Source organism: Algibacter sp. 2305UL17-15, from assembly GCF_040720935.1.
GTDB lineage: Bacteria > Bacteroidota > Bacteroidia > Flavobacteriales > Flavobacteriaceae > Jejuia.
This window is the reverse complement of sequence record NZ_JBFDAE010000002.1, coordinates 321,872-344,723: the sequence shown is the minus strand read 5'-3', so window position 1 is coordinate 344,723 and position 22,852 is coordinate 321,872. Positions and strand designations below refer to the sequence as shown.

General features: G+C 33.8%; 18 protein-coding genes and 1 CRISPR repeat array. Of the genes, 13 read left to right on the top strand and 5 right to left on the bottom strand.

The window, feature by feature from the left end:
• Positions 1 to 313: 313 nt before the first annotated feature.
• From ABXQ82_RS03355 to ABXQ82_RS03335, 5 genes are all read left to right on the top strand, one after another.
• Positions 314 to 1,426 (top strand): hypothetical protein, encoded by a 1,113-nt coding sequence (locus ABXQ82_RS03355; RefSeq protein WP_367054834.1) that lies wholly within the window; start codon positions 314 to 316, stop codon positions 1,424 to 1,426.
• Positions 1,427 to 1,428: 2 nt separating this feature from the next.
• Positions 1,429 to 4,665 carry a T9SS type A sorting domain-containing protein gene (locus tag ABXQ82_RS03350; protein WP_367054831.1) on the top strand — a complete coding sequence of 1,079 codons (3,237 nt, stop codon included), beginning with the start codon at positions 1,429 to 1,431 and terminating at the stop codon, positions 4,663 to 4,665.
• 320 nt (positions 4,666 to 4,985) lie between these two features.
• Entirely contained in the window at positions 4,986 to 6,086 is a 1,101-nt protein-coding gene (locus ABXQ82_RS03345) for a hypothetical protein (protein WP_367054828.1), read from the top strand.
• Between the two features lie 109 nt (positions 6,087 to 6,195).
• Positions 6,196 to 7,527, top strand: a complete 1,332-nt coding sequence (locus ABXQ82_RS03340) for a DUF5723 family protein (protein ID WP_367054825.1) — start codon at positions 6,196 to 6,198, stop codon at positions 7,525 to 7,527.
• Positions 7,528 to 7,620: 93 nt separating this feature from the next.
• Positions 7,621 to 8,004 (top strand): LuxR C-terminal-related transcriptional regulator, encoded by a 384-nt coding sequence (locus ABXQ82_RS03335; protein ID WP_367054822.1) that lies wholly within the window; start codon positions 7,621 to 7,623, stop codon positions 8,002 to 8,004.
• Positions 8,005 to 8,725: 721 nt separating this feature from the next.
• On the opposite strand, the gene ABXQ82_RS03330 is transcribed toward ABXQ82_RS03335, so the two are convergent.
• Complete coding sequence (locus ABXQ82_RS03330) at positions 8,726 to 10,762, bottom strand: dihydrofolate reductase (protein WP_367054819.1); 2,037 nt, start codon at positions 10,760 to 10,762, stop codon at positions 8,726 to 8,728.
• A 184-nt stretch (positions 10,763 to 10,946) separates the two neighbouring features.
• Between ABXQ82_RS03330 and ABXQ82_RS03325 the strand changes: the two genes are divergently transcribed.
• The 3 genes from ABXQ82_RS03325 (at position 10,947) to ABXQ82_RS03315 (ending at position 13,246) form a co-directional block, all read left to right on the top strand.
• The gene (locus tag ABXQ82_RS03325) at positions 10,947 to 11,966 is read left to right on the top strand and encodes a GyrI-like domain-containing protein (protein WP_367054816.1); all 1,020 of its coding nucleotides are present in this window, start codon (positions 10,947 to 10,949) and stop codon (positions 11,964 to 11,966) included.
• Between the two features lies 1 nt (position 11,967).
• Complete coding sequence (crcB, locus tag ABXQ82_RS03320; RefSeq protein ID WP_367054813.1) at positions 11,968 to 12,333, top strand: fluoride efflux transporter CrcB; 366 nt, start codon at positions 11,968 to 11,970, stop codon at positions 12,331 to 12,333.
• 94 nt (positions 12,334 to 12,427) lie between these two features.
• On the top strand, positions 12,428 to 13,246 hold the full coding sequence (locus ABXQ82_RS03315; protein WP_367054810.1) for a hypothetical protein: 819 nt from the start codon (positions 12,428 to 12,430) through the stop codon (positions 13,244 to 13,246).
• A 143-nt stretch (positions 13,247 to 13,389) separates the two neighbouring features.
• Here the strand turns inward: ABXQ82_RS03315 and ABXQ82_RS03310 are convergent, their stop codons facing one another.
• Positions 13,390 to 13,998 (bottom strand): DUF1684 domain-containing protein, encoded by a 609-nt coding sequence (locus ABXQ82_RS03310; RefSeq protein ID WP_367054807.1) that lies wholly within the window; start codon positions 13,996 to 13,998, stop codon positions 13,390 to 13,392.
• A gap of 232 nt (positions 13,999 to 14,230) precedes the next feature.
• On the opposite strand from ABXQ82_RS03310, the gene ABXQ82_RS03305 reads away from it, so the two are divergent.
• Positions 14,231 to 15,196, top strand: a complete 966-nt coding sequence (locus ABXQ82_RS03305; RefSeq protein ID WP_367054805.1) for a YpdA family putative bacillithiol disulfide reductase — start codon at positions 14,231 to 14,233, stop codon at positions 15,194 to 15,196.
• A gap of 109 nt (positions 15,197 to 15,305) precedes the next feature.
• Positions 15,306 to 15,815 (top strand): hypothetical protein, encoded by a 510-nt coding sequence (locus ABXQ82_RS03300; RefSeq protein WP_367054802.1) that lies wholly within the window; start codon positions 15,306 to 15,308, stop codon positions 15,813 to 15,815.
• Between the two features lies 1 nt (position 15,816).
• On the opposite strand, the gene ABXQ82_RS03295 is transcribed toward ABXQ82_RS03300, so the two are convergent.
• Entirely contained in the window at positions 15,817 to 16,260 is a 444-nt protein-coding gene (locus ABXQ82_RS03295; RefSeq protein ID WP_367054799.1) for an Lrp/AsnC family transcriptional regulator, read from the bottom strand.
• A 123-nt stretch (positions 16,261 to 16,383) separates the two neighbouring features.
• On the opposite strand from ABXQ82_RS03295, the gene ABXQ82_RS03290 reads away from it, so the two are divergent.
• On the top strand, positions 16,384 to 16,779 hold the full coding sequence (locus ABXQ82_RS03290) for a hypothetical protein (protein WP_367054796.1): 396 nt from the start codon (positions 16,384 to 16,386) through the stop codon (positions 16,777 to 16,779).
• A 3-nt stretch (positions 16,780 to 16,782) separates the two neighbouring features.
• Here the strand turns inward: ABXQ82_RS03290 and ABXQ82_RS03285 are convergent, their stop codons facing one another.
• Positions 16,783 to 17,211, bottom strand: a complete 429-nt coding sequence (locus ABXQ82_RS03285) for a hypothetical protein (RefSeq protein ID WP_367054793.1) — start codon at positions 17,209 to 17,211, stop codon at positions 16,783 to 16,785.
• Positions 17,212 to 17,330: 119 nt separating this feature from the next.
• Between ABXQ82_RS03285 and cas1 the strand changes: the two genes are divergently transcribed.
• Complete coding sequence (gene cas1, locus ABXQ82_RS03280) at positions 17,331 to 18,215, top strand: type II CRISPR-associated endonuclease Cas1 (RefSeq protein ID WP_367054790.1); 885 nt, start codon at positions 17,331 to 17,333, stop codon at positions 18,213 to 18,215.
• Complete coding sequence (gene cas2, locus ABXQ82_RS03275; RefSeq protein ID WP_367054787.1) at positions 18,206 to 18,535, top strand: CRISPR-associated endonuclease Cas2; 330 nt, start codon at positions 18,206 to 18,208, stop codon at positions 18,533 to 18,535. The genes cas1 and cas2 overlap by 10 nt, the downstream gene beginning before the upstream one ends.
• 105 nt (positions 18,536 to 18,640) lie before the next feature.
• Positions 18,641 to 22,430: a CRISPR direct-repeat array (repeat unit 36 nt; unit sequence AATATCGTGTTTTCTAATCTTTAATCAAACCACAAC).
• A 123-nt stretch (positions 22,431 to 22,553) separates the two neighbouring features.
• Here the strand turns inward: cas2 and ABXQ82_RS03270 are convergent.
• Entirely contained in the window at positions 22,554 to 22,796 is a 243-nt protein-coding gene (locus ABXQ82_RS03270) for a CopG family transcriptional regulator (RefSeq protein WP_367054784.1), read from the bottom strand.
• Positions 22,797 to 22,852: the final 56 nt, after the last annotated feature.

Genomic DNA, 22,852 nt, shown 5'->3' with positions numbered 1-22,852 from the left:
ATGTAGCTATTAACAATAACTCTTAATCTGATGGATAATACTTCTTAAACACACAATTCTCAAAAAAAGAGGCTGTCTTAAAAGTGTCATTCTGAATGAACATGAAGAATCTATAAAATCAAAATATTGAAAAAAATCAATACATAGAGATTCTTCGCTATCGCTCTGAATGACATTAAAAACACTTTTCAGACTACCTCTACATTTCGCTCTCCCCAATTTTACATCTGGAAAAAGCACAAGCTTTCTCTAGCCAGACTTTTCTATGCTTTGTTTTGAACAATTTTAATTAATCTTTTAAAAACCAATCATTATGAAAACAAGTACAAGTATTTTAAAAAACATGCTATGCTTCGCCATAGCAATTATGACCTTAGGCCTTAGTGCCCAAACCATTATTACTGTTGATAATAACCCCGGTTCTACTACAACACAACAAACCATACAGGAAGCTATTGATGCGGCCACAGCAGGAGATATTATTTATGTACAACCTTCAGGTACTTCCTACGGACATGCAAATGTAACCAAGGCTCTTACCATTGTTGGTAGATCCCATAGTGAAAACAATAGGGTTTCAACTCTAGGCACAGTAAGTATTAGGTCTAGCAATGTTACCATAAAAGGCATTAATTTTGGAAACCTTAATTTTTCTGCAACTGGAGCATCTAATCCTCCACCTTTTGTAGGCACTAAAATATATGAATGTGAATTTGCTAGTGCTACGTTAGGTATTACAAGTGTACTTCCAGTAGATGCTGATGATATAGAAATTAGAGGTAATATAATACGAAGTGGTATTACACAGTATGTAGATGGTATAAATGTGTTAATATCCAACAATATTTTTTTAGGTGGTAGTCCTTTAACTATTTATGACCCCACAAGTATTGTTGTTGCAAACAATATTTTTAAATATTTTTCTAGCGGTTTTAATCTAACTAACCAATCTTCATCTGGAACTGTAATACTATTCAATAATATGTTTATTATAAATGAAACCTCAGATGGAACTATAAGTTTTAATAATGGCCCGTTCAACTTATCAAATTGTTTGACATACAATTATGGTACTGGAAATATATCTTTTACTTCAAACGGCTCGGGGTCTTATTTAGATTCCAATACCCTATCAAACACCAACCCATTATTTACAGATGTTGACAATACGGCTAACCAAAGTTTTGCAGGTTCATCAGGTTATAACCCAGCTTTTCGTCCAGAAGACGATTTAACCTTACAAGCAGGTTCTCCGGCACTTACCGGTGGTGGTGGCGGTTCTGAAATTGGACTGTTTAACAATGGTTTTAATTATAAGTATTTAGGCAATCCAAGAGGTGTACCTGTTATGGATATTATTTCATATGATGGCGCAGTTCCAAAAAACGGTAGCATCAATGTAACTATTACCTCTAAAGCCCATTAATTATGAGCGCGCTAAAAAATAAATGCGCTCCTTCGGTTTTTTCTAAAAGTGCCAAATGTAGTTTTCAATACTATATGGTGTTTATGTTGTTTATGTGCAGTTATTTTGTACAAGCTCAAAACATTGACCAAATAGAGTATTTTATTGGCAACGACCCTGGCATAGGAAATGGAACCGTAGTGACAGCGACAGCAAATACGGGCGAGCTTACCCAAACTCTAGCAATACCTTTAACAGGGTTGCCATCAGGGTTTCATAAGCTTACCTTACGTACAAAAGACGACGCAAATAATTGGAGTCTTTACAGTTCTGCAACGTTTTATATAAGTGAAAATGCAGGTTCTGGAAGCGACCCAATTTCAAATATAGCCGCCGCAGAGTATTGGTTTGATGCCGATCCTGGACTTGGAAATAGATCGCCACTTACTATTTCGGGAAACCCGAGTGAACTGACAGAGAGCTTTGTTATTCCTTTGGGAAGTTTGGATTCTGGTTTTCATTCAATTACTATTAGAACGCAAAATTTAGATGGTGCTTGGAGCTTGTACCAACAAAACACGTTTTATGTAAGTGAATCGGTTTCTGGTAGCGACCCCATAGTCAATCTTTCGGGAGCAGAATATTGGTTTGATACCGACTTAGGTCCGGGCAACAACACAGCTTTGGCAATTACTGGAAATCCGAGTGAATTAACAGAGAGTTTTGTAATCCCCTTAGGGAGTTTGGATGTTGGTTTTCATACCATTGGCTTAAGAACTAAAAATCTCGATGATGAATGGAGTTTATACCATAAAAACACATTTTATATTAGTGAAGAAATTTCTGGAAGCGATCCTATTTCAGATTTGGCAGGTTTAGAATATTGGTTTGATACCGATCCTGGGCCTGGTGGCGGAACACCTTTAGCTATTTCTGGAAACCCTTCAGAATTAAATGAAAATTTAGTGATTCCGTTAGGTGCTTTAGACGATGGATACCATGTATTGGGAATTCGTTCTATAAATCAAGATGGTACATGGAGTTTATATGACAGAAAAACATTTTATGTGATAGATAATGCTGTTTTTGAAACACCGCCTACATCGCCTTTAAGTGAAGTTGAGTTTTTATATGATGAAGAGTTAGGCTTTGGAACGGGAACACCATTGGCTTTTACACCAACAGGGAACACTGATGAATATTTGGTAGAAATCCCAACGGATTTAGTAACCTGTGATATCCATGATGTTTGGTTAAGCATGAAAAATGAAGCTGGCAACTATTCACTTTATAAAGTTTTAGATGATGTGGATGTGTTTGACAACCTACCTCCTACTATTGTAACATTCCCAAACATCACAGCAGAATTGGACGCCTCAGGACAAGCATCAATTACAATTGCCGATGTTGACAATGGCACATTTGATGACTGCGAACTGGTTTCCGTAGTACTAAACCAAACACAATTTGACTACACCTGTGCTAACTTAGGAGCGAATACAGTAACCATTACGGCTACCGATGCCGAAGCAAAAGTTAGTACCGAAGATGTAACTATTACCGTGGTTGACAACATAAATCCTGTGGCAATTACCCAAAATATCACGGTACAATTGGATGGCAATGGAGATGTTACAATTACGCCAGCCCAAATCGAAAACGGTTCAACAGACAATTGTGCGGTAACCGGATTTAGTTTGGATGTCTCTAGTTTTACCTGTGCCAACCTTGGTGACAATACGGTTAACTTAACCGTATCTGATGCTAGTGGAAATACAAATACAGCTAGTGCTACGGTTACCGTAGGAGATACTACAAACCCAGTTGCCATCACAAAAGGGTTTACAGCGCAATTGGATGCTACTGGCAATGTAACCATAACTGCAGATGATGTCGATAACAGTTCTACGGATAACTGTGCGATTACTTCAAAATCATTGGATGTTTCAAGCTTTACGTGTGCGGATATTGGTGCTAATACGGTGATGTTAACTGTTGAAGATGCTAGTGGAAACTCAAATACAGCCGCTGCAACGGTTACTGTTGAAGACTCAATAAACCCTGTTGCGGTTACCCAAAATATCACGGTACAATTGGATGGCAATGGAGATGTTACAATTACGCCAGCCCAAATCGAAAACGGTTCAACAGACAATTGTGCGGTAACCGGATTTAGTTTGGATGTCTCTAGTTTTACCTGTGTTAACCTTGGTGCCAATACGGTTAATTTAACCGTATCTGATGCTAGTGGAAACGCAAATACTGCTAGTGCTACGGTTACCGTTGAGGATACTACAAACCCAGTTGCCATTACAAAAGGGTTTACAGCGCAATTGGATGCTACTGGCAATGTAACCATAACTGCAGATGATGTCGATAACAGTTCTACGGATAACTGTGCTATTACTACAAAATCATTGGATGTTTCAAGCTTTACGTGTGCAGATATTGGTGCTAATACGGTAATGTTAACTGTTGAAGATGCTAGTGGAAACTCAAATACAGCTGCTGCAACGGTTACTGTTGAAGACTCGGTAAACCCTGTTGTTGTTACCCAAAATATCACGGTACAATTGGATGCTTCAGGAAGTGCAACAATTACGGCAGCCCAAATAGAGAATGGATCAACAGACAATTGTTCAATTGCAAGCAGCAGTTTAGATATTACAAGCTTTACATGTGCCAATTTAGGAAGCAATGTAGTTACACTTTCTGTGACCGATACCAGCGGAAATACAGGTACAAACACAGCTACGGTTACCGTAGAGGATACTATAAATCCCGTTGCTATTGGGCAAGATATTAATAGAGACTTGGGAGGAAACCCTTCCGTTACTATTGTAGCAAGCGATGTTGATAATGGCTCATCAGACAATTGTAGTGCAACTACTTTGAGCATAGATGTTGATACATTTACGACGCCTGGTGATTATCCCGTGGTATTGACCGTTACAGATGGTTCTGGCAACAGCCATAGCATTACGGTTACGGTTACCATTATAGATACACTAAGTATTGACGATAATGAAATTTCTGCAAAAGACATTAAGTTGTTCCCAATACCGACCAATGATTATATAAATATTTCGACACCTCTTGTTTTGGATGCCTTAACTATTTATGATATCAATGGTAAACAAGTCTATAAAATAGAAAAGCCTAAAAATAGAATTAACCTGCAAAACATAAGCAACGGTGTCTATTTTTTAAGGTTTAATGTGAATAATATATACGTTACCAAACGTATTGTGAAACAGTAGTTTAGTTTTTGAGTTAGTTTAGTAAGTTGAAAAATCCCCAGTACTGGGGATTTTTCTTTATATGATATTTCACTAGGTTTGATTTATGATTCATTTTTACTAATGACACAACGAAAAGAAAATTTGAAAATGAATTTTCATCAAAAAACCAACACTATTTACCACTCATTTTAACATATTAATAATTTCGTGTTCATTTTAAAACACATAATTTATTTTTAAGAAAAATTCTACGTTTAAACTTGTATATATTTACATACTTTCATTTCTTTATCACAACATTTTGCTATTAACAATTTAACCTTTCAATTTTAATTTTTATGAAAACCTTTAAAACTTTTTTTTACACACTAATCGTATTTACGGCACTAACCTTTTCATGTTCTTCAGATTCTGATTCCGGTGGAGGCGGCGACGAAGACTTGGCAAACCATCAAAACAAAACAGAAGAAAATGCTGTTGAAACCTCTGCCCTATCCAGCGGCATCGAAATTGCAGGTGCAACAAAAAATGACGGTACACCACCACAACCTAACAGTAATATAGATTTAGTTGTTGCTTCCAATAAGGCTGAAGCGCATCAAAAATCTGGATTCAACCTTAAATTTTCTACCGCAGAAAGCAATATTGCAGGTGCTTACCTCCTATTTAAGGATGTAAACGGTAATGGTGCTTCTAACTATTTTGACGTACCTGTTTCCAGTTTTACCACAGCAAGTAAAAAAGCCAATATCAAGAACAACAAATCCTCAAAAAACAAACTGTTTTCAAAAGGAAATGGCTTAACAGATAATGAATATGAGATTGATATCGATTTTGGAGATGCTATTCCAGCGGGACAATTTTGTAGTGATCTATGTCTTTATGACAGCGAAAACAATGTAAGCCAAATAGTTACCGTTTGTATTGAGGTGGAAGCTTGGGGAGGTAATGCTTCTATTGTAGGTACATGGAAAGTGGTTGAGACTACTGGAGATGATGACAATACTCAAATTTCATGTACTAATGGACAAACTGTAGAGGTGCCTTATGAAGAAGTTATTTATGAGGAGTACATATTGAACTTTGAAAATAATGGAGATTTCTATTATACTGATAAAAGTGAATATAACTATTTAGATTATCAAGCGTCTGCCGAAAGTTGCTCTGGAGTTTATTCAGATGTTGAATCGGAAGAGAATGATGAAAAATACACAGGAAAATGGGCTTATAATGAAGATGAACTGCTTCTTACGTTAATAACTTTTAAGTATGAAGATTTTTTAAACCCTCAGTACAACGAAGATTTCACAAATGGTGAAATACTGTTTGATGGCAGTTCTGGTAAAGTTGAAGTTGTAGGGAATAAACTCATCTTTACTCAAACCTATGTAGGGGATGGAGAATCAAATACTTATGTTACAACATTAGAACGAATTTAGTGTTATAAATCAACTCTCAAGATTATAAAAAATCCCCAGTACTGGGGATTTTTTTGTATTGCTCTCTTTTCGTATGTTTGGGAGCTATTATTAACCAATCAATTCTCACATGAAAAATTTAAATTACATTTTACTATTAGTATGTATTAGTATCTCCCCTTTATTAAATGCACAAAGCTACATAGGGTTCTCTGTAGATAATTATGCAGGAGTGCATGGCCTAACTTCAAACCCTTCCAATGTAGTTGATTCACGATTTAAAGCCGATATAAACTTAGTATCTGCAAGTGCTTTTGGTGGTAGTGACTATTTTGGTATCAATGTAAATGATATTATTAAATCTGAAGATGGTTTTGATTTTGATCTGGATACTGAAAAGTTTCCTACCAATGCCAATAACTTCTTCTTGAATGCTGATGTGTTAGGGCCGTCTTTTATGTTTAACCTTTCTCCAAAAAGTAGCGTAGGACTCGTAAGTAGAGTACGGGCTTTTTTCAACATCAATAACATTAACGGCGAACTTTATGAAAGTATTGCTGATGGTTTTGATATTGCGGAAGATTTCAGTTTTAATTCTGAAAACCTAACAGGTACTGTTCATGCTTGGGCTGAAGTTGGTTTGGTTTACGGACGTATTCTTATGGATAACGATACTAACTTTTTAAAAGCTGGAGTTACCTTAAAATATTTACAAGGCGCAGGTGGTGTATTTGTGAATAGTCCGAATTTTACGGGACAATACAGTGCCGCTAACGAAACACTAACCACAAACGGCGAGTTAATTTACGGCATTAGTCAAGATTTTGATAATGACGATATTGAATTTAAAAACCTAACCTCTGGCTTTGGTGCGGATATTGGATTTACTTATGAATTTAGACCCAACAAAATCAAAGATTCACTAACGACTAGAAAACAGAATAAATATAAATTGAAAATTGGGGCTTCCATAACAGATATAGGTTCTATAGATTATACTGAAAGTACAGTAACAACTTATAATGTAAACGGTACTGCCGACACATCTGGTTATACCGAGGACAGTGAAACAGAGGATTTTTTAGATGATAACTACACATTTACTGAAGAGATGATAGCCCAAAAAATAAAATTGCCAACAGCATTTCATTTTTTAGCAGACTATCATATCAAAAATAAGTTATACATCAGTTTACAAACCAATTTATCTTTGGTAAAAAAGAATACAGCAAACGCCAACAGTATCATAAATTCGGTGACGCTGTCTCCTAGATTAGAAACCAAATGGTTCAGTATTTATTCTCCTGTAAGTATTAGACAATACGGAGATTTTGCTTGGGGCACAGGGTTTAGACTTGGGCCATTAATGGTGGGTTCTAGTTCTATTATTTCAAATTTAATATCAGATACATCAAAAACCACCGATGTATATCTTGGTTTAAAAATTCCGATTTATCAATAGAATTTCAAATACATAAAATTGAAAAATCCCCAGTATTGGGGATTTTTTTATGCTCATATTTCATCTAGATTTATACAAACATTAATCTTATCGATGATAGCACATAAAGAAATTATAAAAACCATAAATACTCTAAAAAAAAACGGCGCTGTGCTTTCTAAAAATGGGATTTTAAAGGTTTTGAATGCCACAAAATCAATTACTACCCATAAAGAAACTGTAGATTCCCTCATTTTGTTTTTAACAACATTAGATCCAAAATATGAACATAAAATAGAAAAACTTACAAAGCGGGAATTACAGGTTCTAAAATTTGTAGGTCAGGGCAATAGTTCATTCAAAATAGCAAAGGAATTAAACCTAAGCCTATCAACTATTGAAACACACAGAAAGAACATTAGAAAAAAATTAAAGCTTGTTGGCAAAGGAAAGCTTATTGAATTTGCTATACTGCATAACCTAAGACGACCTGACTAAATAAATAAATTTCTTGTTAGGAAAAAATGAAATGAACCTGTTATATACATATAAAACCCGTTGTGCATTTTGAGAAAATTTTGTCAGTTCGAGTGAAATTTGTTTATTAAAAAGGGTCAAAATGCACAATGGGTATATAAAGTGTTTTTGCACGCAACCTTTTTAAAAACGTGCATCTTATTAATGAAGTGATTTAAACTTTCTGCGTTTAAATCACTTCAATAACTATATACGACTAACATGGAAAATATTTTTTTAATAATTAGCTTACTAATAGTTGTTAACTTGATACTATTAGGTTTTAACACCAATAAAAGAACTGAACCTTAAATTAAGGTTATGATGACATTTTAATGACAAACACGATGTACTAGTATATAACCATTCCAAAACCAATACATATGAAAATTGTTCTAATCATCACAGTATTAATCATTATCAACGGTATTCTTTTGGTCTTAAGCACAAACAAAAAAACAGAACCTTGATTAATGATTAAGATTCTGTTTCTTATAAATTGATTTTTTGTACAAGACGAAAAAAAGAAACGTACAACTTAAGTATTTGTTTGTCAATTAATTTACAATCTTGAAGTGATTTCAGACCCTTCAGGTTAGATACTGAAACAAGTTCAGCACAGAAAACCTGAAGGGTCTCATTTTCAGAAATATAACCGCCTTTTAACAACGGTTAAATATTTTATCATATGATAAAAATTCATCTAATTGACTTCTGGTAAGTTATTGTAATGGGCACTATAGTCCAACATCTGTCCTGAAAAAGTTTCCGGTTGTGTCACATTAATTTCAGTAATTTCTCCCGCATCATCTTTCTTAGGGACTAAAACCGGATTAACAAAACCACTATAAGGTGCCGATGTAAATTGTTTGTTACGTTCCAAGACTTCCGCATGGATAGCCTGATCTACTTTTACACCATAAGTTTCAACTAGAGCTTCAACCGCAGCGTAATCCCCTTCAGATTTAATACGTTGTGTTTCTCTTAATAACTGACCAAACAATTCATGTAACTTGTCATAATCTTTAATATTGAAATAGGTTTTGCCGTCTTTGGTAACCTTTTCAATGACATTGTCTTTTTGTCCTTTTTCAAACACCCAAGCAGACACCCATTGTCTGTTTCGCATGTGGGCTTCTTCTACATCATCACCTAAATTCAAACGAATTAACTGCGTCATCAATCCGTTACGGATATAACCATCGTAGGCAGCCATTCCTATTTTTTTCCAATCTTCAACCAACCCCAATTCTTGTAATTTAGAATCGTATAAATAATATAAGCCCACCAAATCAGCGCGTCCTTCTTCAAGTGTAGAAGCATAATTTTTCAAAGTTTCCTTGGTCTCTCCCACACCGGGATTTAATTGTCCAGAAGCATGACCGATAACTTCGTGTAACGCTGTGTGTAATTTATCTGCTAATTGCCCATACTTTTTCTCTAGTTCATACTCTTTGTCATCATGAACAAATTCTTTTAAACGACCAGTATTTCCCGCATTATTATAAGCTTGCGTAATATTCCCGAGCGACACCGATTTACTCCCAACCGCAGCACGAATCCAGTTCGCATTTGGTAAATTAACACCAATTGGCGTACTAGGCGAAGCATCTCCAGCTTCTCCTGCAACATTCACCACTTTATAGGTAACGCCAACAACATTTTTCTTTTTATGGGCGTCCATTAATGGAGAATTATCTTCATACCATTGGGCGTTATCTGATATGACCTTCATTTTTTGGGACATGTCAAAATCGTTAATCTGTATGATACTTTCATAAGAACCCCTATATCCTAACGGATCATTATAGACTTCAATAAAACTATTGATGTAATCTATATTGCCTTCGGTAGCGGCAGTCCAAGCAACATTATAATCGTCCCAAGTTTGTAAATCGCCCGTTTTGTAATAGTCAATTAATAATCCCAATGCATTGCCTTGCGCTTCATTTTCTGCAATAGCTTTAGCCAATTCCAGCCATTTAATAATTTCGTCTATAGCTTGTCCATACAATCCGCCAGATTTATAAACACGCTCTTTTAAAACACCGTTTTCCTTAACCAATTGAGAGTTTAAACCAAAAGATAAGGGCTTCTCAGGATTTGGGGATTTTTTCGCTTTATAAAAATTGATGACATCTGTGTTCGTAACATTCGGCCCGTAGAAATTAACTGCCGAAAGCCCCACATTATCTACACCTTTTGCTTGATTTACTTTCTTTGAATCCTTAGCATTAAAAATAACATCAAACGCATCGCCTTCTAAAACTGTGTTGGTTTTGGCCAATAATTCTTTTAAATAATCTGAAGAAAATTCAGGTTTCAATTTATCATTTGAATAATGGTGATGAATGCCATTACTAAACCACACACGCTTTAAATAGATTTCAAACGCTTTCCAATTGTCCGAACCTTTATCGCCGCTATAATTCGTGTAAATATTTTCTAAAGCTTTTCGAATTTTAAGATTATGACGGTAGTTTTGATCCCACATAATATCCCGTCCAGACAATCCGGCCTGAACCAAATAGTACACCAATTTTTGCTCTTTTAAAGTCAATGTTTCCCAATCAGGAATTTGGTATCGCAGCACTTTTATATCCGCAAATTGTTCAACATTGTAGTCAAAACTTGCAGATTTTTCAACTTTGTGGTTTTCATCCTTACCAACAGATTTATCATTACCGCATGCTAAAACCGTTAGGGCTACCACAAAAAATAATAGTGATTTTAATTTCATTGTATTAAATTTGAATTATGATTGATTTTCAGAAACAAGGCGAATTATCGCATTTTGATTATTGATTATCTTGAAATATCAATTTTTAGTTATTGAAAAACTATTTTATCGTAACAAATGTAACAATTTATTAATCGAAAATTAAAAATGTTTATATTTGTTTTAACAAACTAAACAACAAATTATGAAAGCCTTAAAGTATATTTTCTTTCTCTTGCTTATTGCTATAATCGGTCTTGCTATATACATTGCGGTACAACCAAACTCATTTGAGGTTACACGCTCAAAAACCTTGAATGCGCCGGCCCCGGTGGTGTATAATAATGTGATTGATTATAAAAATTGGGAATCCTGGTCTTCCTGGGCCGATGAAGATCCTGATATGAAAATTACACTTCCCGAACAAACCGATGGTGTTGGCGGTTCTTACCAATGGGAAGATGAAGATGGTGTTGGCACAATGAAAACTACCGCAGCTGTTCCAAATACGTCTATTACACAGGAAATGCAATTTGCAGATTTTCCTAAGTCTGATGTTTCATGGAATTTTAAACCCAATGAAGACGGTACAACAGATGCTACTTGGACAATTTCCGGTAAAGATTTACCATTCAGATTTAAAGCATTTGCAACCCTTATGGGCGGCATGGAAAAACAAATTGGGCCACATTACGAGCGCAGTTTAGAAAAACTGGATAGTGTTTTAGTTGAAAGCATGAAAAAATATAGCATTACGATAAATGGCATTACAGAACATAGCGGTGGTTTCTATATTTATAATACGGTGTCTTGTAAAATACCTGATATGCCAAAACATATTCAGCAAATGATGCCTAAGTTGGGGGAATATGCGATGAAAAATAATATTAAAATGGCTGGAGCACCTTTTAACTATTACCATAAATGGGATGAGGCCAATAATACTGTTATGTTTTCATGTTGTGTGCCAACTACCGATAAAGTAATTTCTACAGACCCCGATATATTAACAGGACAATTAAAATCTTTTAAGGCACTAAAAACAACACTTAAGGGTAACTATAGCAATTTAAAAGAAGCTTGGGAAACCGCTATGAAACACATAGAAAAAAACGGTTTGGTTACAGATGAAAACGGCCCAATGCTTGAAGCCTATACTAACGACCCTATGGAAAACCCAAATCCGGCAGATTGGGTTACCGAAATTTACATCGCCTTAAAATAATATGAAGCAACTTTTATTGGTTTTTGTTGGTGGTGGTTTTGGTAGTGTGTTGCGCTACCTTATTGGAAAATATTTAAATAGTGCCGAAAATGGTATTCCTTATGGCACCTTTGCTGCTAATATTTTAGGAAGTTTATTGATTGGTGTTATTTTAGGGTTGGCTGCTAAAAACAACTCATTGTCTCAAAGCCAGACGTTATTATTAGCTACTGGTTTTTGTGGTGGATTTACAACCTTTTCTACGTTTGCTTATGAAAACCATGTGTTTTTAAAATCTGGGGATTTTATGAGTTTTGCCGTTTATACTATTGCAAGTTTTGTGATTGGATTTTTGGCTGTTTTTGCGGGGATTTATTTTGTGAAGTAAAAACTTGACTTTGTAAAAAATTTCAACTAAATTCGTTTAACGTTGGATATAAATCATTAAAACGATGTCATATCCACGAAACATTAGCATACATATGAGAAAAAGAACAGTAATATATATTTTCTTACTGACAATAAACATTAGTTTTTGTCAATATAGAAACTACGCTGGACAACCTTTTTCTCTATCTGATTTGTTAATATGGGAAAATGATACCATTCAAATTCAAACTTTTCCTTTAATGTGTTGGACTGAATTTGACCAGAAAGTTCTTTTTGACAACAAAGAAATAAACCCTGATTGTTGGGGCTGTTTAAAAAATCATACAGCTGAATGGAAAATTATTAATAACAAACTTTATTTGTCAAACATATATAGTTATAACTATATAAAAGACAGTATCAAAACTGATTTAAATAAACTTTTTCCTGACAAAACAAAAAACAATTTGGTTTTAGCCGACTGGTATTCTGGTATTCTTTTTGTTCCGAAAGGAGAACATATTTGGATGGGCCAAAGTCCAGGTTTTCCAATTTATGAATCAGAATGGGAAATGATTATTTCTAATGGCCATATTATAAAAAAAGAATTTAAATCTGGTAATTATAATAAATCGATATACACTCAAGATACTAAATATTTTGCTGCATTTTTAGACGAACATTTAGATGAAAAAACTAAAAATGAACTGAAAAGAAAAAGGATTTCTATAATTTTCAAAACAGGGAAATCTAAAAATGATTTCTCAATTTCAATAAAAGGAGTTAATGACAAAATTGTAGAGGACAAACTTATTGAAACATTAAAAACATTACCAGAATTTGATTATTATTATAGACACGGAGAAGAACTTATCCGAATAATCACTATTGCTTATATAGATAATAGACCGATAATAGCAACTAAAAAATAAATACGTATGCTAACACCGTGTAAAAAACATTGCTTATTTTAGTTAAACTGAAAGGCTGTTGCTTGTTTGCTAACTCTGATTTTCCTGCGGAAAATCCTCGCACACAAAACCGCAACGTTTCTTACACATAACCGTTAAACGAACTACCCTTTCTCAAACCCCATAACCCCAGCTTCCACCCTAGTCTTTAAATAATTAATCCTCGGCACAATCGGGCAAGAATACTTATCATTATAAGCACAGTATGGGTTATACGCTTTATTAAAATCGATAATTAGGGTATCGCCTTCAGGTATTTTGGCGTCAATATAGCGTCCGCCGCCATAGCTTTCCAGTCCGTTGGTTTCATCTAAAAAAGGTAAAAAGAGGTAATCTTCAAAGCCTTCTTTGGTCATTAAATCTTTACCTTGATAAATGTTTAATTGGTGTTTTTTACCTTTTAATTCAAAATGCAAAACGCCATACACGCGTTCTTTAGAAACACGATCTGTTGTGGTTTTCATATGAAACCATTCTGAATTTGGGGTTCGTTTTAAAATCGCTTTTACAACATAAGTGGAATCGAACTTAAAAAAGTCTAAACCTTTAAATTGCTTCCTATCCTTATCTTTTAAGGGCGATGTTGATGCATCTTTATATTCGGCATTTAATTCACGTTGAAACTCGGTTTCGCCTTTTATTGGTCGTTTTTTTTGAGCACAATTAGATAAAGACATAAAACTGAGGCAAATAATTAAAATTGATTGTTTCATTCTAAAAAATTATCATATCAAAAATACAATATATACTAAATGAATTGAAATGCATTGAAATTATATTTTCTTTATAGGATTTAAAACATTAAAATCATAAAGCAGGAATGTGAATAATTCTATATTTGGGTTTGATAATACTTGGCATATCATTACAGTAATAGTTGGCATTTATGTATTTTTAGTGTTCATTTTAAAACATTATTTGAGCACTAAAAACAAGATGGTATAGATGAAGGATGTTATTATAATTGGCGGCGGCCCCATTGGTATTGCTTGCGCTTTAGAATGCAAAAAACGAAACTGGGATTATCTAATTATAGAAAAGGGCGCATTGACCAACTCCCTTTTCAATTACCCAAAAAATATGACGTTTTTCTCTACTTCGGAAAAATTGGAGATTGATGGGATTCCGTTTATCAGCAAAAACCCAAAACCGAACAGAGATGAAGCTTTGGAATATTACAGACGTGTTGCGACTTCTAATAAAGTGACTATTAACTTATTCGAAACGGTTGAAAATTTGAGCAATACTGGAACTCATTTTACAGTTGCAACCAGTAAATCTAAGTACGAAACACAAAAAATTATTTTGGCAACAGGGTTTTATGATATTCCTAACCTTTTAAATGTTCCAGGAGAAGAATTACCAAAAGTGACACATTATTACAAAGAAGCGCATCCTTATACGATGCAACATGTGGTTATAGTAGGCGCAAGTAATTCATCGGTAGATGCTGCTTTAGAAATTTACAGAAAAGGCGGTAATGTTACCATGATAATTCGTGGAGAAGCAATTGGAGAACGTGTAAAATATTGGGTGCGACCAGATATTATAAATCGTATTGAAGAAGGCAGTATCAACGCTTATTTTAATTCTGAAATTACTGAAATAAAAGCGGAGGAGTTAACTTTTAAATCTCCTGAAGGCTTAAAAACCATTCCTAACGATTATGTAGTTGCACTAACGGGCTACAAACCAAATTTTGAATTGTTGCACCAAATTGGAATTTCACTTTCCAATGATGAAAAAAAACTTCCAGAATATAATCCAGAAACTATGGAAAGTAATGTTAAAGGAGTGTATTTAGCGGGCGTAATTTGCGGCGGAATGGAAACCCATAAATGGTTTATCGAAAATAGCCGTATTCATGCAAAATTAATTGCAGAACATATTGAAAGGGTATTAAACTCTTAAATTATGGCTATTAAACCAATTTATTATAAATTAGACCTCGCATTTTAATCACGAAGCGTGAGGACTGGGAGGTCTGTAATACAAAACCGAAAATAAGATAACTGATACTATGAGCATGTTCGAAAAATGGGAAAAATTGCCAGTTTTTAAAAAGGCACTAGAAATTCAGAAATTGGTAGATCATATTGTTGAAAGCGTAGAAAAGACAGATATAGATTTTGAGCACGATATTGAAGCAGAAATGTTGAATAGCAACCTTAACTATTTAAGGGAAAATTCGCTTATTATTCCAGCAAAAATAGCGGGTGCGGCAGATGAAGATATGCTTTATGATCTTAAAATGGAAAATGCGGCAATTATTAGAAAATCGGCCAGAGAACTCATTACCGATGCCCGTGGCATTCAAATGCATGGTTTTAAGGATACCGAGTATTTAGATCTATTAAGAACTGAAGTTGAAGCTTTTAGAATCCTGTTTGCTGAATGGGTAAAAACTTTTGATTGCTGGAATTATATTATTGATAGATGGGGACTTTTTAATCCTCCAGGCGTAAATTACGATGATATTGACCCAGATGATGATATCCCTTTTAATCCCGAAGATTTTGACGAGTTATAAGTTATTTTATCGGAATTATTTCCTTTTGTTTTACCACACGAGACAGCACAATCTGCGTTTTAGATTCGCCGTAGATAATTAAGTTATCAATAAAAGATTCTAAATGCTTTTGGTTTTTAAGCACCACTTCCATAACAATATTTTCATCGCCCGTAATACGATAACAATTAACCACTTCGTCTAAGGTTTTAACTTTTTCCAAAAATGGCTTTAGTTTTCCCATAAAAGCCCGTAGCGTAATAATGGCTTTTAACTGATACCCTATTTCAAGTGGAGAAACAAGTGCTTTGTAGCCTTCAATAACACCCAAATCTTCCATCTTTTTTATCCTTTCTGAAACAGCTGGGGAACTTATCCCAACCTGCCTTCCAATTTCAGCATTAGATTGTCTCGCGTTTTCTTGTAAACACTTCAAAATCTTCGCATTAAGCCGATCTATATTCATTTAAAGTCTTTTGAATGTAAAAACATAAAACCTAAAGCAAATATACATATTTACTTTAAATATTAAAGTTGAATGTCAATTCTTGTGATTAATTTTGGTACTGTTGCTAAGAAAAAAATAGTCATGTCACACAATACCCCAGTAAATCTATCGGAATTACCGATTTATCAAAAAGCAATCGAGATATTAGCTTTATCTCAAAATATCTCTTTATATTTAAACGAGGATTTGGCACCATTAAAAGAAGATGGTTCTGAAGACACCAATATTTACTTTTCTGGAGATATAGTACAGCAATCTGTTTCCCTAGCTCCCGAAATTGCCAATGCTGAACGCGAACGTTATTCCGAAAGAAAGCATAGGCATGTTGCTTCTTTAAGACGTCTTACGCATATGCTTTATAAAAATTCATACCGACTTGAAAAAAGCAATAGTAACGGCAAAGATTTTTTGCCAGTTTTAAGACGTGAATTAAAAAAGTTCAAAAAGTTGCAACACAGCTGGATGTTGACACTTTAAGCTTTAATTCAATTTCTCGAATTTTTGTCCGCAGCCCTCTATACATTGGTACCAAAGAATTAAGTGCCCACTAACAGATAAATCAAAATAGACTCTGGCAGAGCGAGAACTACAGGTATTTGGAATAATTTCGCCATCATTTTGTGTATCAGAATCGGTGATAAGTTTGTAAGTCCCAGATTCTTTATCTCCTACTTCACTTGACATAAAACACAATACACCATTAATTGCTACGGTGCCATCACTAAAAAATTCAATAACCCGTTCGGAAGCAATAGGTTGAAACGTGCCACTTCCATCTCCAGGATCAGCAAGTTGTTCTATGAGTTTCCATTTTCCAATTAGTCCTGTTTCGTCTGTTGGTTTACTGTCGTCTGAGGAACAACTTGTAAAAATCATTAACATTGAAAACATCAGTACAATTTTTTTCATAAGGATGGTTATTTCTTTATAAGATGGTGAATTTAAGTATTGGTTGCGTCATTAAAATAAGCATTATTTAATTTTTCATATATTTATCGTAGTCCCAAACCTACGTAAAACCATTTATTATGTTAAAAAAATCTATTTTAATAGAAAACAAATGCAAGTTAACTACTAAAAATCTACAATTATTAGTTAAAAATGATGAAAGAGAATCCAGTATCCCCATTGAAGATATTGGATTTATTGTTATTGATAATCCTGAAGTATATATCAGCATTCCAACCTTAAACCTATTGGTTGACAATAATAGTGCAATAATTATCTGTGGTAAAACACACTTGCCCAATGGCATGTTTTTGAATTTGAACAGTCACCATATTCAACAAGAATTATTCAGGAATCAAATGAATGCTAGCCAACCTTTAAAAAAACAACTTTGGCAGCAAACCATTAGGGAGAAAATAATGAACCAAGGTATTTTACTTAAAACTATCACCGATAAAAATAATGAATTTGAATTTTTAGCCAGTAAGGTTTTAAGTGGAGACACCAGTAATATGGAAGGTGTTGCTGCCAGTTTTTATTGGAAATCTTTTTTTGAATCAGATTTTAAACGTGAGCGATTTGGAGATTATCCAAACAATTTTCTAAACTACGGATATGCTATTTTAAGAGCTGCAACAGCCAGGGCACTTTCTGGTAGCGGATTATTGAACACTTTGGGGATACACCATAAAAACAAATACAATGCCTTTGCCCTAGCAGATGATATCATGGAGCCTTTTAGACCAATAGTAGATGAGGCAGTTTATACTATAATTGAGCATTATGACGAGCAAGAATTGAACACAGAAATTAAATCTGTACTCCTAGGAATACTTACCAGAACCGTATATTTTAAAGAAGAAAAAAGCCCGTTGATGGTCGGCTTACAAAAAACTGCAAGCTCTTTACAGCAATGCTATAGCGGTAAACGAAAGAAAATTAAATATCCAAAATTATGGAACTAAACGGCTATAGAATTATGTGGTTATTTGTATTTTTTGATTTACCGACAGACACGGCCAAAGACAAACGTAATGCCTCTGGCTTTAGAAAAAACCTACTAAAAGATGGGTTTAGCATGATGCAGTATTCTGTATATATGCGCCATTGCGCCAGTAGTGAAAGTGCAGACGCACATGAAAAACGTATAAAACGACTTTTACCTCCCCTTGGAAAAGTTAGTATTTTAAGGATAACAGACAAACAATTCGGGAAAATCATGAATTTTTGGGGCCGTGCAGAAATGCCGAAAGCCCCACCACCAACCCAACTTGAATTGTTTTAAAACAAAAAAATGCTTCAATCTTGCCTTATCACTGCAAAAAAGAAGCATTTTTTTAAACGATATTTCAATTTAATCCTTTGGGTATTAGAAGGTAACAAACCAACTAATATCGTGTTTTCTAATCTTTAATCAAACCACAACGAGGGCGGTAGATGGTGGCGATGAGTTGGTAATATCGTGTTTTCTAATCTTTAATCAAACCACAACACCAAAACAATGCTGACTCTTTCCAGAACGAATATCGTGTTTTCTAATCTTTAATCAAACCACAACTAGAATAAATAGCCCGTGTAAATTCTCCATAATATCGTGTTTTCTAATCTTTAATCAAACCACAACGCAACGGCCAAACGCTGTTTTTCATCCCGAATATCGTGTTTTCTAATCTTTAATCAAACCACAACTCATGTTTTATTAATTATTTAATTTAAATTAATATCGTGTTTTCTAATCTTTAATCAAACCACAACGGGTCTTGCAGGTTTTTTTAACATTATTACAATATCGTGTTTTCTAATCTTTAATCAAACCACAACATGCGAGATATAGCTCGCCTTTCGGCTCTTAATATCGTGTTTTCTAATCTTTAATCAAACCACAACCGTACAGATTATTGAAATCGTTAAAAACAGAATATCGTGTTTTCTAATCTTTAATCAAACCACAACCGTTGCCAAAAACTTTTGTTTCGGCTAAGCAATATCGTGTTTTCTAATCTTTAATCAAACCACAACGAGGATTCAGCCCGCTGGTAGCTTCAGATTAATATCGTGTTTTCTAATCTTTAATCAAACCACAACTTGCATAAAATGCGCTGGCATTTGATAACAAATATCGTGTTTTCTAATCTTTAATCAAACCACAACAAGTTCGTTGGTTTTTTTGACTTTCGGCAAAATATCGTGTTTTCTAATCTTTAATCAAACCACAACCCATTTATTGTTATTATCATCTTAGTAGTAATATCGTGTTTTCTAATCTTTAATCAAACCACAACGTGTTGATGGCGCAATGGGGAGCAAAACCAAATATCGTGTTTTCTAATCTTTAATCAAACCACAACGAAGTTCTAAAGCTTTTTTCTCAGCTGCTTAATATCGTGTTTTCTAATCTTTAATCAAACCACAACGGGCTTTGCAATACATAGCAGCCTGTAAGTAATATCGTGTTTTCTAATCTTTAATCAAACCACAACCAATAATATTTGAGGTGTTTCCTGTTCCGTAATATCGTGTTTTCTAATCTTTAATCAAACCACAACATAATATTTGATTTTAATTAATTACTTACTAATATCGTGTTTTCTAATCTTTAATCAAACCACAACCGCGAAGTGAATTTGCCAATAAATCATCAAAATATCGTGTTTTCTAATCTTTAATCAAACCACAACATGCTGCATAAGATTTAAGTTTATTTGTTAAATATCGTGTTTTCTAATCTTTAATCAAACCACAACAATCAAAATCCAATCCGTTTTCGTAAATAGAATATCGTGTTTTCTAATCTTTAATCAAACCACAACAAACATTGTAAAACGCCGTAAGTGTGCTTAATATCGTGTTTTCTAATCTTTAATCAAACCACAACTTTAAAATAAGTTAATACTATTTTTAGTTTAATATCGTGTTTTCTAATCTTTAATCAAACCACAACAATTTGACATCAATTATATCAATCGTCCCAATATCGTGTTTTCTAATCTTTAATCAAACCACAACTATGCTGCATATCTCTCTTGGTTGTTCCCAAATATCGTGTTTTCTAATCTTTAATCAAACCACAACGATAGTAAAGAACATTTATATTTAACTAGAAATATCGTGTTTTCTAATCTTTAATCAAACCACAACAGGAATTAGAAAAAATGTCAAACGACGAATAATATCGTGTTTTCTAATCTTTAATCAAACCACAACAGATACGTATTTAGACAAGTAAGACGCTAAATATCGTGTTTTCTAATCTTTAATCAAACCACAACTATGATTTCAGAACCAGATAATAATTCTCCAATATCGTGTTTTCTAATCTTTAATCAAACCACAACGCGTTGTCCACAAAAGATGATAATATTAGTAATATCGTGTTTTCTAATCTTTAATCAAACCACAACAGTCGCTCGTTATTTCGTCTCTATTCATAGAATATCGTGTTTTCTAATCTTTAATCAAACCACAACTGGCCAACGCCAAAAGAGCCTGTAAATATGAATATCGTGTTTTCTAATCTTTAATCAAACCACAACTAACTATCTTATCATTGATTTGATTTCAGCAATATCGTGTTTTCTAATCTTTAATCAAACCACAACATTGCTCTACATCTAACAAGTATAGACTAGAATATCGTGTTTTCTAATCTTTAATCAAACCACAACAGCAGCTTTAGCTTCTTTTTTCTTCTTAGAAATATCGTGTTTTCTAATCTTTAATCAAACCACAACCACTTTCTCTCAAAGTGCATATTTTTTTAGAATATCGTGTTTTCTAATCTTTAATCAAACCACAACAAGTTAGTAAGTTTTAATCCTAAGTCCTTTAATATCGTGTTTTCTAATCTTTAATCAAACCACAACCAGAGCGTCCTTTATTATCATACTGGTGATAATATCGTGTTTTCTAATCTTTAATCAAACCACAACCTACTTGGGTTTCGTCTTTTTTTATATTGCAATATCGTGTTTTCTAATCTTTAATCAAACCACAACCCCGAAACAATGCTGACTCTTTCCAGAACGAATATCGTGTTTTCTAATCTTTAATCAAACCACAACGAGTTTCGTACTTTATTTTATTCCAGTATTAATATCGTGTTTTCTAATCTTTAATCAAACCACAACCCAACACTTCTACATCTGTAGCACTTTCTGAATATCGTGTTTTCTAATCTTTAATCAAACCACAACTACCTTCACCGTTTTTAGTTCCTTTAGTTAATATCGTGTTTTCTAATCTTTAATCAAACCACAACATCCAGTAACAGCTTCATTTTTCATTTCAAATATCGTGTTTTCTAATCTTTAATCAAACCACAACCGGAAGCTTTAGTTGATTTATCAAAAAACGAATATCGTGTTTTCTAATCTTTAATCAAACCACAACCATACCAAAACATTCTACCACCACAACAAGAATATCGTGTTTTCTAATCTTTAATCAAACCACAACATTTAAGTTTGTTTTAAATTCATAGGGTAGAATATCGTGTTTTCTAATCTTTAATCAAACCACAACAATAAACGAAGCTTTAGAGGTTGAAAACAAATATCGTGTTTTCTAATCTTTAATCAAACCACAACTGCTGTGGCTTTGCTTTTTTTACTAATTACAATATCGTGTTTTCTAATCTTTAATCAAACCACAACCAGTTTGGGCAAGTTGTTCCTAAAAAGAAAAATATCGTGTTTTCTAATCTTTAATCAAACCACAACACGTGGACTCATGTACATTGCCTTGGGCTTAATATCGTGTTTTCTAATCTTTAATCAAACCACAACAGACCTAAGTATTTACTGCCATCTCCTTTTAATATCGTGTTTTCTAATCTTTAATCAAACCACAACCAATTCCCCAAACAGGAATTAATGATGCCAAATATCGTGTTTTCTAATCTTTAATCAAACCACAACCCTCTAAGTCCGATAAATTTGATTTTATCTAATATCGTGTTTTCTAATCTTTAATCAAACCACAACGAAATATGAGATAAAATATTGACTTGAGAAAATATCGTGTTTTCTAATCTTTAATCAAACCACAACCATCTGGCGAGACCTTTTTATAATCGTTGCAATATCGTGTTTTCTAATCTTTAATCAAACCACAACTGGAACAAACACCGGTGTTTTTATCAACATAATATCGTGTTTTCTAATCTTTAATCAAACCACAACGAAAAATCGTTGCAAAAAATTGAGAAGGTCAATTTTTCGTTGTGGTTTGGGTGCTTAAGACAAAGAGGTGTGTATGTCAATGAACTTTTATTTGTTTTGAAAAATCTCGACTTATTAGAAGTTTTAAGATTTCAAATTATTTTTAATTTCTGCTAAAAGTTCTTCTCTAGTTTGCTTTTTTGCAAAACCACTTTTTTCGCCTCGTTCTATTTTTAGCCGCACAAAATCATAATATTCTTGTTTATTTCGCGCTTGTTTTATAAAGTAATTGATGACCTCACTTTTGCTATTAAACTCCTTTTCTGATACCTGATTTTTCAACCATTCTTCATTTTTTTTTGTTAAGGAAAAGCTTTGTCTTTTCATGATTAAAAAATTAGTGTAGTGTAAATATTCACCAGAATATTGTCAATAAGTTCAAA

Excerpts from the sequence above, each read along its gene's own strand:
- ABXQ82_RS03350 (WP_367054831.1), top strand. The coding sequence starts at position 1,429 with ATGAGCGCGCTAAAAAATAAATGCGCTCCTTCGGTTTTTTCTAAAAGT.
- ABXQ82_RS03355 (WP_367054834.1), top strand. The coding sequence starts at position 314 with ATGAAAACAAGTACAAGTATTTTAAAAAACATGCTATGCTTCGCCATA.
- cas2 (WP_367054787.1), top strand. The coding sequence starts at position 18,206 with ATGGAACTAAACGGCTATAGAATTATGTGGTTATTTGTATTTTTTGAT.
- ABXQ82_RS03315 (WP_367054810.1), top strand. The coding sequence starts at position 12,428 with ATGAGAAAAAGAACAGTAATATATATTTTCTTACTGACAATAAACATT.
- ABXQ82_RS03290 (WP_367054796.1), top strand. The coding sequence starts at position 16,384 with ATGTCACACAATACCCCAGTAAATCTATCGGAATTACCGATTTATCAA.
- ABXQ82_RS03295 (WP_367054799.1), bottom strand. The coding sequence starts at position 16,260 with ATGAATATAGATCGGCTTAATGCGAAGATTTTGAAGTGTTTACAAGAA.
- crcB (WP_367054813.1), top strand. The coding sequence starts at position 11,968 with ATGAAGCAACTTTTATTGGTTTTTGTTGGTGGTGGTTTTGGTAGTGTG.
- ABXQ82_RS03325 (WP_367054816.1), top strand. The coding sequence starts at position 10,947 with ATGAAAGCCTTAAAGTATATTTTCTTTCTCTTGCTTATTGCTATAATC.
- ABXQ82_RS03335 (WP_367054822.1), top strand. The coding sequence starts at position 7,621 with ATGATAGCACATAAAGAAATTATAAAAACCATAAATACTCTAAAAAAA.
- ABXQ82_RS03310 (WP_367054807.1), bottom strand. The coding sequence starts at position 13,998 with ATGAAACAATCAATTTTAATTATTTGCCTCAGTTTTATGTCTTTATCT.
- ABXQ82_RS03330 (WP_367054819.1), bottom strand. The coding sequence starts at position 10,762 with ATGAAATTAAAATCACTATTATTTTTTGTGGTAGCCCTAACGGTTTTA.
- ABXQ82_RS03270 (WP_367054784.1), bottom strand. The coding sequence starts at position 22,796 with ATGAAAAGACAAAGCTTTTCCTTAACAAAAAAAAATGAAGAATGGTTG.
- ABXQ82_RS03300 (WP_367054802.1), top strand. The coding sequence starts at position 15,306 with ATGAGCATGTTCGAAAAATGGGAAAAATTGCCAGTTTTTAAAAAGGCA.
- ABXQ82_RS03345 (WP_367054828.1), top strand. The coding sequence starts at position 4,986 with ATGAAAACCTTTAAAACTTTTTTTTACACACTAATCGTATTTACGGCA.
- ABXQ82_RS03305 (WP_367054805.1), top strand. The coding sequence starts at position 14,231 with ATGAAGGATGTTATTATAATTGGCGGCGGCCCCATTGGTATTGCTTGC.
- cas1 (WP_367054790.1), top strand. The coding sequence starts at position 17,331 with ATGTTAAAAAAATCTATTTTAATAGAAAACAAATGCAAGTTAACTACT.
- ABXQ82_RS03340 (WP_367054825.1), top strand. The coding sequence starts at position 6,196 with ATGAAAAATTTAAATTACATTTTACTATTAGTATGTATTAGTATCTCC.
- ABXQ82_RS03285 (WP_367054793.1), bottom strand. The coding sequence starts at position 17,211 with ATGAAAAAAATTGTACTGATGTTTTCAATGTTAATGATTTTTACAAGT.